Origin of the sequence: Pseudomonas fuscovaginae SE-1, assembly GCF_000364705.1 — a bacterium.
Classification (GTDB): Bacteria; Pseudomonadota; Gammaproteobacteria; order Pseudomonadales; family Pseudomonadaceae; genus Aquipseudomonas; species Aquipseudomonas fuscovaginae_A.
In genome coordinates, this window is sequence record NZ_AQOH01000181.1 from 74,813 (window position 1) to 85,140 (window position 10,328).

General features: G+C 65.6%; 10 protein-coding genes. 7 read left to right on the forward strand and 3 right to left on the reverse strand.

What is annotated here, in order from left to right:
- Complete coding sequence (locus K675_RS0116995; protein WP_017904699.1) at positions 1–1,182, reverse strand: acetyl-CoA C-acyltransferase family protein; 1,182 nt, start codon at positions 1,180–1,182, stop codon at positions 1–3.
- Between the two features lie 189 nt (positions 1,183–1,371).
- Between K675_RS0116995 and K675_RS0117000 the strand changes: the two genes are divergently transcribed.
- From K675_RS0117000 to K675_RS0117030, 7 genes are all read left to right on the forward strand, one after another.
- Positions 1,372–2,382 carry an AraC family transcriptional regulator gene (locus K675_RS0117000; protein WP_026145276.1) on the forward strand — a complete coding sequence of 337 codons (1,011 nt, stop codon included), beginning with the start codon at positions 1,372–1,374 and terminating at the stop codon, positions 2,380–2,382.
- A 45-nt stretch (positions 2,383–2,427) separates the two neighbouring features.
- Positions 2,428–2,826, forward strand: a complete 399-nt coding sequence (locus tag K675_RS0117005; RefSeq protein ID WP_017904701.1) for a carboxymuconolactone decarboxylase family protein — start codon at positions 2,428–2,430, stop codon at positions 2,824–2,826.
- A gap of 29 nt (positions 2,827–2,855) precedes the next feature.
- Positions 2,856–3,287 carry a VOC family protein gene (locus tag K675_RS0117010; RefSeq protein WP_017904702.1) on the forward strand — a complete coding sequence of 144 codons (432 nt, stop codon included), beginning with the start codon at positions 2,856–2,858 and terminating at the stop codon, positions 3,285–3,287.
- 169 nt (positions 3,288–3,456) lie between these two features.
- Positions 3,457–4,443 carry a sugar ABC transporter substrate-binding protein gene (locus K675_RS0117015; RefSeq protein ID WP_026145277.1) on the forward strand — a complete coding sequence of 329 codons (987 nt, stop codon included), beginning with the start codon at positions 3,457–3,459 and terminating at the stop codon, positions 4,441–4,443.
- Positions 4,443–5,984 carry a sugar ABC transporter ATP-binding protein gene (locus K675_RS0117020; RefSeq protein ID WP_017904704.1) on the forward strand — a complete coding sequence of 514 codons (1,542 nt, stop codon included), beginning with the start codon at positions 4,443–4,445 and terminating at the stop codon, positions 5,982–5,984. Before K675_RS0117015 ends, K675_RS0117020 begins: the two co-directional genes overlap by 1 nt.
- Positions 5,971–6,978 (forward strand): ABC transporter permease, encoded by a 1,008-nt coding sequence (locus K675_RS0117025; RefSeq protein ID WP_017904705.1) that lies wholly within the window; start codon positions 5,971–5,973, stop codon positions 6,976–6,978. Before K675_RS0117020 ends, K675_RS0117025 begins: the two co-directional genes overlap by 14 nt.
- Positions 6,975–7,946, forward strand: a complete 972-nt coding sequence (locus K675_RS0117030) for an ABC transporter permease (RefSeq protein ID WP_017904706.1) — start codon at positions 6,975–6,977, stop codon at positions 7,944–7,946. Before K675_RS0117025 ends, K675_RS0117030 begins: the two co-directional genes overlap by 4 nt.
- A gap of 28 nt (positions 7,947–7,974) precedes the next feature.
- On the opposite strand, the gene K675_RS0117035 is transcribed toward K675_RS0117030, so the two are convergent.
- Both K675_RS0117035 and K675_RS0117040 read right to left on the reverse strand, forming a co-directional pair.
- Positions 7,975–9,381 (reverse strand): hypothetical protein, encoded by a 1,407-nt coding sequence (locus K675_RS0117035; RefSeq protein WP_017904707.1) that lies wholly within the window; start codon positions 9,379–9,381, stop codon positions 7,975–7,977.
- Between the two features lie 69 nt (positions 9,382–9,450).
- Positions 9,451–10,209 carry a DJ-1/PfpI family protein gene (locus tag K675_RS0117040; RefSeq protein WP_017904708.1) on the reverse strand — a complete coding sequence of 253 codons (759 nt, stop codon included), beginning with the start codon at positions 10,207–10,209 and terminating at the stop codon, positions 9,451–9,453.
- Between the last annotated feature and the right edge of the window lie 119 nt (positions 10,210–10,328).

Genomic DNA, 10,328 nt, shown 5'->3' on the forward strand with positions numbered 1-10,328 from the left:
TTAAACCCGTTCAAAAATGACAGCGATGCCTTGCCCGCCGCCGATGCACATGGTGGCCAGGCCATAGCGCCCACCGGTGCGATGCAACTCGTGGATCAGCTTGGTGGCGATGATGGTGCCGGTCGCACCGACCGGATGGCCGAGGGAGATGCCCGAGCCGTTGGGGTTGACCCTGGCCGGGTCTAGGCCCAGTTCCTGGCTGACCGCGCAGGCCTGCGCGGCGAAGGCGACGTTGGATTCGATCACGTCGAGGTCGGCGATGCTCAGGCCGGCGCGCTTGAGCGCCAGGCGGGTGGCCGGGATCGGGCCCAGGCCCATCAGTTCCGGCTCGACCCCGGCATGGGCATAGGCGACCAGGCGGGCCAGGGGCTTGAGGCCATTGGCCTGCACCGCCGAGGCGCTGGCGAGCAGTACGGCGGCGGCACCGTCGTTGAGGCCCGAGGCGTTGCCGGCGGTGACCGTGCCGTCCTTCTTGAAGGCGGTGCGCATCTGCGCCAGTTGTTCCAGCGAGGTGCTGCGCGGGTGCTCGTCGACGCTGAACAGCTCGGTGCCCTTGCGGCTGCGCACTTCCACCGGGGCGATCTGCCCGCTGAAACGGCCTTCGTCGATGGCGCGACGGGCCCGCAGCTGTTCTTCCAGGGCCAGGTCGTCCTGCATCTGGCGGGTGATGCCATTGCGTTCGGCGATGTTCTCGGCGGTGATGCCCATGTGAATGCCGTGGAACGGGTCGTGGAGAATGCCGAGCATGTAGTCGATGGCCTGCACGTTGCCCATCCGCGCGCCCCAGCGGGCGGCAGGCAGCAGGTAGGGGCCGCGGCTCATGGATTCGGCACCGGCACCGATGGCCACCTCGGCATCGCCGAGCAGCAGGGTCTGGGCCGCCGAGACGATCGACTGCAGGCCCGAGCCGCACAGGCGGTTGACGTTATAGGCCGGGGTTTCCTTGGGGATACCGGCATTCATGGCGGCGACGCGGGAGAGGTAGGCGTCCTGGGTGTCCGTGGGGATCACGTTGCCCATCACCACATGGCCGACCAAGGCCGGGTCAAGGTCGCAACGCTGCAGGGCGGCCTTGACGGCGGTGGTCGCCAGGTCGCTCAGGGGGACGTCCTTGAGGGCGCCGCCGAAGGTGCCGATGGCTGTCCGGACGGCGCTGACGATATACACTTCGGGCTTTGACATGGGGCACTCCTGTTTTGTCGTTGTGGGAGCCGGCCACAGTGCGGGCGGTGAGCAAGCTTAGTCCGTGTCGGGCATATCGGCTGGCGCAGGGCTCATCTGGTCGACAAGTCTAGGACCGGCCATTGCTTGGGCCTATGCCGAAACCGCTCAGCAAATCTGTTGTTTTTTGCCATACGCAGCCTGGGATTCATGAAAGAAAAACATTCGGTATCGTCGTACTTCGTCAAGGCCCTGCTGGTGCGCTTTCTCGATCAGCCGCAGCGGGTTGCCGAGCTGCTGCAGGCCGCCGGCTTCCGTGAGGGCTCGGTGGAGGAACTGGGTGAGCGCGTGGCGCCCCGGCAGCTGGCACAGCTCTGGCTGGCGGTGATTCGCGAGCTGGGCGACGAATTCTTCGGTTTCGACTCCCATGGCATGCCCATCGGCAGTTTTGCCCTGATCTGCCGCGGGCTGATCCAGGCGCCCACGGTGGGCAAGGCGCTGGGCTTGTCGCTGGAGTACTTCGCGCTGTTCCTGCGTGACATCCACGCCCAGGTACAGGTGCGCGGCAAACGGGTTGCCGTGGTGATGAGCACCGATACCCGCGACCCGTACCTGCAGGCCGTGGTTACCGAAACCTTCCTGATCCTGATCGTCGGCCTGATGTGCTGGCTGGCCGGCCGGCGCATCCCCATCAGCCGGGCGCGCTTCGCCCATGCCCGACCGCCCCATGGCGACGAGCATCTGCTGTGGGGGGCCTACGTGGAATTCGAGGCGCCGGTGACCGAGATCGAGTTCGAACGCGAGTACCTGCGTCTGCCGGTGCTGGCCGATCGCAAGTCGCTCTATGCGTTTCTGCGTGATGCACCGCAGTCGGTGTTCATCCGCTTTCGCAATCGCGAGGGCTTCAGTGCTCGCGTGCACCAGCGGTTGCGTTCATGCGGTTATGACCATTGGCCGACCCTGGAGCAACTGGCCGACGAATTCGACATCCACCTGGCCAGCCTGCGCCGGGCCCTGCAGCGCGAGGGGTTCTCCTACCAGGAAATCAAGGACGAGGTGCGTCGCGCCATTGCCTTCGAACGCCTGCGCAACACTCGCATGAGCATCGCCGAGATCGCCCAGGACGTCGGCTTTCGTGAGCCGAGCGCGTTTCACCGGGCCTTCAAGCAGTGGACGGGGGAGAGCCCGGGGAGCTTTCGCCTGCGTGGGCAGAAGGCGTAACGTAGGCGGCCTGACGCGGTAATCCATTCATCCAGAGGAAGCTCCATGTCGTCCCAGCACCTGACCGAATACGAAGACGCCAGCCCTGAAGTACGCGCGGTTTACGATGACATCATGCAGACCCGACAGGTCGCGCAGGTCAACAATTTCTGGAAGTGCCTGGCCGCGCATCCGCCGACCCTGCGCCGGACCTGGGACAGCCTCAAGGACATCATGGCGCCCGGGGCCCTGGACTCGCTGACCAAGGAACTGATCTACGTGGCCGTCAGCGTCACCAACAACTGCCCGTACTGCATCGCCTCGCACACCGCGGCGGCGCGCAAGGCGGGGATGACCGACGCGATGTTCGGCGAATTGCAGGCGGTGGTCGGCATGGCCAACGAGACCAATCGCCTGGCCAACGGCTACCGTGTGCCGCTGGACGAGGCGTTCAAGCTCGACTGACAGGCCGGTAGCCATCAGGGAGGATCGTCATGTTCAGCCATATCCAATTGGGGGCGCGGGACTTGCCGCGCATGACTGCCTTCTACGAGGCGGTGCTGGCCGAGCTTGGCCTGGTGCGCATGCCCGACGAAGCGGACAGCGGCCCGCCCGGTGCCGGTTGGCGGATGCCGGGCTGGGAATGGCCGCACTTCTTCGTGCAGGAGCCGTTCAACGGTCTGCCGGCGACCTGGGGCAATGGCGTGCAGGTCAGCTTTGCCGCGCTGTCGCAGGGAGCCGTAAAGGCGGCCTGGCATCGAGCCCTGGCGCTGGGGGCGGGGGACGAGGGCGCACCGGGCCTGCGACCTCATTATGGCGCCGACTACTACGGCGCCTACTGCCGTGACCCGGAAGGCAACAAGCTGTGCTTCGTGCACACGGCCGAGCTGGAGACGATGCTCGCCCGACAGCCGGCCAAGGCCTGAGCAGCACTGTTGCCTGGGCAACACCGATCCGACAGATATGTCGGATAGGGCACAGAATCTAGATTATGTTTATTTCGTATCTATTTGATTTTTATAGATACGTATCATGGCATGGGCCGTGCAAAGCACAGGGGTGAACCCTTTCATCGGTCGCTCAGCGGAGCCCTGTATGCCTTGCACCCTCTCTTCGCTTTCCCGTCTCGTCTGGTTCGGCGCAGCCTTGCTGCTGGGCCAGGCTACCCTTGCCCAGGCCGCCGAGGGCGACGATGCCGTGCCGTCCCTGGCCGGCAAGCGCATCGCCGTGAGCATGACCGGCACCAGTCACTACTTCGACATCAAGGCTTTCCAGGCGCAGGTCGATGAGATCAAGCGGCTGGGCGGTACGCCGATCACCCTCGATGCCGGGCGCAACGACAAGAACCTGGTGACCCAGTTGCAGACGGTGGTCACCCAGAAACCCGACGCGGTGATCCAGACCCTCGGCACCCTCAGCGTGATCGATCCCTGGCTCAAGCGCATCAGCAAGGCCGGCATCCCGCTGTTCACCATCGATGCACCGTCGCAGTACAGTCTCAACAACACCACCTCGGACAACGTCGCCACCGGCAAGGCCCTGGCCGATCAATTGATCAAGGACGCCGGCGGCAAGGGCCGGATCCTGGTGTTCAACGGTTTCTACGGCGTACCGGTCTGTGCGATCCGCTACGACCAGTTGAAACTGGCGCTCAAGGATCACCCGCAACTGGAGATCATCGAGCCGGAGCTGCGTGACGTGATCCCCAACACCGTGCAGGACGCCTATTCCCAGGTGTCCGCCTTGCTCAACAAGTACCCGGCCGGCAGCGTCACGGCGATCTGGTCGGCCTGGGACATCCCGCAACTGGGGGCGAGCAAGGCGCTGATCGACGCAAAACGCACCGAGATCAAGACCTACGGCGTCGACGGCACTCCCGAGGTGCTGGAACTGCTGGGCCAGCCCAATTCGCCGGTCGGCGCGGTGGTGGCGCAGCAACCGGCGCTGATCGGCAAGACCGCCGTGCAGAACGTCGCCCGCTACCTGGCCGGGCAGCATGACCTGCCCAGGGAAACCCATGTGCCGACGCTGTTGACCACCGCCGGCAACCTGGCCCAGGTCCAGCAACTGCGAGGTGACTGATGACGGCGGTCCCGGCGTTGCATCTGGAGCATCTGCGCAAGCGTTTCGGCGCGACCCTGGCGCTGGACGACGCCAGCCTGAAGGTCCGGCGCGGCACCATTCACGGCCTGGTGGGCGAGAACGGTGCCGGCAAGTCGACGCTGATCAGGATCCTGGCCGGCATCCACAGGGCCGACTCGGGCTGGTTGGGCATTGACGGCCAGCGTCATGCCGCGCTGTCACCACGCCAGGTGGAGGCCCTGGGGGTGCAATTCATTCACCAGGAGCGTTTGCTGCCGACCCGTTTCACCGTCGGCGAGGCGCTGTTCTTCGGCCATGAGCTGCGCCGTGGTCCGCTGCTCGATCGTCGGCGGCAGCAGCGCGAGGCCGAACGGCTGCTGGCGGAGTACTTCGATCTGCAACTGCCGGCCGGAGCACTGGTGGGCGAGCTCAACAGCGCCCAGCGCCAGGTGTTGCAGATCACCCGGGCGCTGATACGCCAGCCGAAGATCCTGGTATTCGACGAGCCCAGCGTGGCGCTGGTCAAGCGCGAGGTCGACCAGTTGCTGCGCATCGTCAAGCGTCTGCGCGCGCAGGGCTTGTCGATCCTGTACATCTCGCATTACCTGCAGGAAATCGACAGCCTGTGCGACGAGGTCACGGTGCTGCGCAATGGTCGCGATGTGGCGGTGGTCGAGCCGAGGCACACCTCCAGCGCGCAAATCGCCCGGCTGATGGTCAATCGCGAGGTGCGCGAGATGTATCCCAAGGCCGCGGTGACACCGGGCGAGCCGCTGCTGCAGGTCCGCGCCCTGAGCCTGGCCCGGCACTACCGGCGGATCGACCTGCAACTGCGGCGCGGCGAGATCGTCGGCCTCACCGGGCTGGTCGGTTCCGGGGCCAAGGAACTGCTCAAGACCCTGTTTGGCGTGATCCGCGCCGACAGCGGCAACATCGAGCTTGAAGGTCGTCTCCTGCGACTGCGTTCACCGGCACAGGCGATCGCTGCCGGCATCGCTCTGGTACCTGAAGAGCGCCGTAGCCAGGGTGTTGCTCCGCTGCTTTCGGTACTGGAAAACCTGACCCTGGCCGGGCTTCGTCGTTTCAGTCGCTGGGGGCTGCTGAGCCGTGGCCGGGAGCAGGCCGAGAGTGTCCGGTTGATCGGCGAGTTGGCGATCAAGACCCCCGGCCCCCAGGCCGCGGTCAGCCAGCTCAGCGGAGGCAACCAGCAGAAGGTCGCCCTGGGCAAGTGGTTGAGCCGGCGTTCGGCCGTGTACCTGCTGGACGAACCCTGCGTCGGCGTCGATGTCGGGGCGAAGGTGGAAATCTATCGTCTGATCGGCCGTCTGGTGCGGGAGGGCGCGGCGGTGTTGGTGCTGTCTTCCGACCTGCCGGAACTGATCGGTATCAGCGATCGCATCCTGGTGTTGCATCGGGGTGAGATCGCCGGCGAGTTTCGTGCCGGTGAAGCCGACAGCGATCGCCTGCTGGCCTGCGCCACCGGCGCCAGTCAGCCTGATGTGCTGGTCGCGGGCAGGGAGGTGGCGGATGTCGCGGTCTGATCGGCTTTCACTCGAAGTCCCGGCCGAGGGCCTGTCCCGGCGCTTGTGGGTGTTGCTGCTGCGGCGCGGTTCCGCGGGGGTATTCCTGGCCATTCTGCTGGGTTTCGCGCTGGCGGCGCCGAATTTCCTCTCGCTGGGCAACATCGCCAATGTCTTCGGCCAGTCGGCGATCCTGGGCGTGCTCGCGTTCGGCCTGACCTGCGTGATCATCGGCGGCGGCTCGAACGTGGTCGCCGGCGGGCTCGACCTGTCGCTGGCCGCCAACCTCGGTTTGTGCGCGGCGCTGTTCAGCCGTCTGAACAACACCGGCCTGGAACTCTGGGCCAGTCTGTCGCTGACCCTCGGCTGCGGGCTGGCGGTCGGCCTGTTCAATGGCCTGGCGGTGGTGCTGCTGCGCTTGCCGCCGCTGCTGGCGACGCTGGCGAGCATGAATGTGCTGGCCGGGCTGGAACTGGTGTTGACTGAAAACACCGTGGTACCCACCGACTCGCCGTTGCTGGACCTGCTCAGCGGCGACACCTGGCTGGGCGTGCCGGCGTTGGCCTGGGTGCTGCTGCTGACGGCGGGACTGTTGACGCTGTTGATCCAGCACACGGCCTACGGGCTGCGCCTGCATGCCGTGGGCGAGTATCCCCAGGCCGCACGGGCGGCGGGTATCCCGGTGGCCGGCTACGTGCTGTCCAGCTACCTGCTGTCGGGCCTGTGCGCCGCCGTGGCGGCCTTGTGTTCGGCGGCCTTCTTCAGCGGCAGCACCACCGGTTCCGGCGACATGCTGCTGTCGGTGGTGGCCATCGCCTTTCTCGGCGTGGTGTTCTCCCGGCGGCTGGTGGCGAGCATTCCAGGCACCTTGTTGGCGACCCTGCTGGTCGGCTTCCTGATCAACGGTTTTCAACTGCTGAACATTTCCAGTTTCTGGGTCAATGGCGTGCAGGGTGTATTGATTCTGCTGGTGGTCGCGGCTTCCAGTGCACTGGACAGGGGGGAGGGGACATGACTCAGGTGCTTGCGCGTCAGGCTGCGGGCCTGCGCTCGCTGTTGCCCTTCACCTTGCCGCTGGTGTTCCTGGCGATCGTCCTGTTCTTTGCCTGGCAGGCACCGGGTTTTCTCAGCGCTGGCAACCTCGGGAGCCTGGTGCTGAACAACTTCGTCCTGCTGGCGATCGTCGCCATCGGCATGACCTATGCGGTGGCGGCGGGCGGAATCGACCTGTCGGTCGGTACGGCGCTGGACTTCGCCAGTTTCAGTTTCGTCGTGCTGCTCAATGCCGGTCACGGGCTGGCGGTCGCGTTGCCCGTGGCACTGGGGGCTGGGCTGCTGGTGGGGCTGTTCAATGCCGGGCTGATCGCCGGGCTGCGGATCAGTCCGTTCCTGGCGACCCTGGGGACGCTGTTCATTGGTACCAGCGCCCAGCAACTGCTCTGCGATGGCGGCCAGCCGATCTATATCGCCCAGGGTTTCAAGCCGGAGCTGAGCGGTGTGAGCCTGTTCGGCGTGGCGCTGCCGCTGTGGGCCGTGCTGGGGGTGGCGCTGGTCTATGGCCTGCTGCTGGCCCGTGGGCGCCTGGGGCGCGAGTTGCTGGCCCAGGGCACCCAGCCGCTGCTGGCGTACTACTCGGGGTTGTCGGTACGGCGCATCGTCATCCGCGTGGTGCTGGCCACGGCGCTGGCCTGCGCCCTGGCCGGCGTGCTGCTCAGCTCGACGGTCAATGCCTATGTGCCGCTCTCCGGCAACGCCTTCCTGCTCAATGCCATTGGCGCGGTGTTCATCGGTACCACCCTTCATCGCCAGGGGCGGGCCAATGTCCCGGGGACGCTGCTGGGCGTGCTGTTCATCAACGTCATCGCCAACGGCCTGCTGCTGATCGGCTGGAACTTCTACTGGCAGCAGGTCGCGACTGGCGGGCTGATCTTCGTGGTGCTGGCGTTCAGTTTTGTCAGCAGGCGGATCCTGGAGAACCGTTAGCGGGCAGATTCGCCAAGGGGCCAGGGCCTCATTCGACCTGGACCAGCCGCATGCTCGTGTCGTCCTTGTACAGGCCCCGCGTCGCGCTCTTGCTGGTGAAGAAGTAGCCCAGGTCCTGCAGGTAGAACACTGTCGAGGTGGTGATCAACTGCTCGCTGGTGTTGGTGCACTCCAATTCCCTGGCCATGCCGCCCAGGCTGGAATTGATCTTGCTCGCCGGCAGCTCGCGCTTGACCACACAGCTCTCCTGGCGCGACACCAGGCGATCCGGCCTGGAGGTATCGCGGTTGCGGCTCTGGAAACTGAATCCGAGCGTTGCGCCGATGGGCATCTGCTTCCAGTCACCGCTGAAACTCAATTGTTCGACATTGCTGGCCTGCGAAATCGTCAGGCCCTTGTCCTGGTACTGCGTCTGGAAGGTCAGGCTGAACAAGCCGCGGAAGGTGATCCTGTCGCTGCTCGAGTACTGGCTCTTCTCGCGCTGGCGCATCTGCCCGCTCTGGGGATCGGTTTCGAAGGACGACTCATAGCGCAGGCTGGTATGGGCGCTGTTGCGCTCCATGACCTGACGGTGCAGGAGCGTGGTGGCAGGTGGCAGATCCAGGGCGTTGATCGCCGCGATGACCGTTGCCGGGACCTGCGCGGGCGTCAGTTGCCGGGCGGTCTTGCTGCGTGGCACGGCAATGGGGAGGCGCTCCAGGGCGGTGCCCGTATCGGCCACGCAGACGGCTTTCAGCAGGGCGCGGGTGGTGGCTGGCGCGCTGCCGAAGGGCTGGTCTTGAGGCGCACTGTCAGTTTTGCCAAAGGTCACCACGTTGTTCTGATTGAGGCCGAATTCGGCCCGGACGCGATAGGTCTGGTTGTTGCAGTTGGCCTGCAGGCGCATGCGCGTTTGCGCGTAGGGCATCCTTTTCTGCTGCTGGGTCAGGACCGACGGTTCGTCGACCGCTCCCCAGAACTGCCAGGCACCGCCCACGTCTTTCAGGCTGGCGCGGTCGATCAGCAGTTGGCGCTGGCCTTCGGCTTCACCTGCCAAGCGCCAGTCTGGCCGTGGGGTGCTGGCGCAGGCCTCGACGAAGCCGGGGTTCTGTCGCAGGTTGACCGCGACGGCAGGCAGCAGGCGGCTCATGACCGTGACGCGTTCGGGCTGGCCATCGGCGGCCGGTTTTCCGGGCGATTCGACGAACAGCAGGCTTGCCTCCGTGCCACTGCAGGAGGCCTGAATCTGCGCGATCTCCGGAGTGCTGGCGGATTTGCTGGAAGCCACCTGGGCCTGGTAGCTGAGCTGGTCGCCATCGCGCAGGATCGAGTCGGCCATCGGCGGCTGTCTGAGCATGTCGCCGAACAGCGCCTGTGCGCCGCTGCCGTTGCGCGCGGGCTGAAGGTTGCAGGCACTGAGCAGGCCGAGGATGGCGATGACCGCGATACGTTTCATGAGCTTTCCTTGCCGGAGACCGAATTCAGATAGATAAAGACCTTCGGCCGGCAGCACGGTTTCTTGAGCTCAGGTGTTGGGTGCTTCCTTGAGCATCTTCAGCCATTCGGCGGCCAGGCGATGGCAGTCGCCGGGCCAGCGCGCGGTCAACAGGTTACCGTCGCGGACGGTGAAGCCACGCTCGGGCTTGCTGGCCGAGTCGCGCAACAGTGCCGGCGGTCCGTTGAGGAAGTCCCGGGGGCTGGCCAGCACGGATTTGATTTCCGCCTCGACGGTCTGCGGGTAGGTGCGGTAGTAGCGGCCGAGCCAGGGCGCGGTGATCAGCCAGGCGGCCAGTTCCATGGTCACGGACAACAATCCGGTGACCTTGCGACCGTAGAGCACCGAGCGTCCGGTCTCGGGGTCGAGGGTGCGGGCGAACAGCAACGGGCCGTGGCAGACCGAGGCGATCGGCTTGCCGGCCTTGAAGAAGTGCAGGGCGATGCGTTTTGCCGCGTCGGCGTCCAGCAGGCTGCGCATGCCATCGGCATGGCCGCCTGGCACCAGCAGGCCAGCGAATTGCGTGGGATCGACGTCGGCATAGGCCATGGGGTGCTGGAAATGTGGATCGCTGAGCATCGCCCGATAGCTCTCCAGGTCGGGCTTGCGGGTCATCAGCAACGGGTTGAGTGGGCCGAAGCCCTGTTCGACCAGGCGTGGATCGGCGTGCGCGACAGCGCCCGCGGGCGTGGCGAAGCGGACCTCGATGCCAGCGCGGTGCAGGGATTGCCAGGGCACGCTGCTTTCGGTGGGGTCGTAGTCGCTGTGGGGCAGCAGAACAAGAATCATGCGGGGCGCGCTCAAGTGCATGGACACATGTGTCGAGGATAGCACTCGGAGCCACCTCCCTCGCCACATCGGGCTGTGGTGCTGCTTGGGAAGGGGCTATTGCAATTTAGTGGGTCTGC

Coding starts and splice junctions, on each gene's coding strand:
- K675_RS0117035 (WP_017904707.1), bottom strand. CDS start 9,381: ATGAAACGTATCGCGGTCATCGCCATCCTCGGCCTGCTCAGTGCCTGC.
- K675_RS0116995 (WP_017904699.1), bottom strand. CDS start 1,182: ATGTCAAAGCCCGAAGTGTATATCGTCAGCGCCGTCCGGACAGCCATC.
- K675_RS0117025 (WP_017904705.1), top strand. CDS start 5,971: ATGTCGCGGTCTGATCGGCTTTCACTCGAAGTCCCGGCCGAGGGCCTG.
- K675_RS0117010 (WP_017904702.1), top strand. CDS start 2,856: ATGTTCAGCCATATCCAATTGGGGGCGCGGGACTTGCCGCGCATGACT.
- K675_RS0117020 (WP_017904704.1), top strand. CDS start 4,443: ATGACGGCGGTCCCGGCGTTGCATCTGGAGCATCTGCGCAAGCGTTTC.
- K675_RS0117005 (WP_017904701.1), top strand. CDS start 2,428: ATGTCGTCCCAGCACCTGACCGAATACGAAGACGCCAGCCCTGAAGTA.
- K675_RS0117000 (WP_026145276.1), top strand. CDS start 1,372: ATGAAAGAAAAACATTCGGTATCGTCGTACTTCGTCAAGGCCCTGCTG.
- K675_RS0117015 (WP_026145277.1), top strand. CDS start 3,457: ATGCCTTGCACCCTCTCTTCGCTTTCCCGTCTCGTCTGGTTCGGCGCA.
- K675_RS0117030 (WP_017904706.1), top strand. CDS start 6,975: ATGACTCAGGTGCTTGCGCGTCAGGCTGCGGGCCTGCGCTCGCTGTTG.
- K675_RS0117040 (WP_017904708.1), bottom strand. CDS start 10,209: ATGATTCTTGTTCTGCTGCCCCACAGCGACTACGACCCCACCGAAAGC.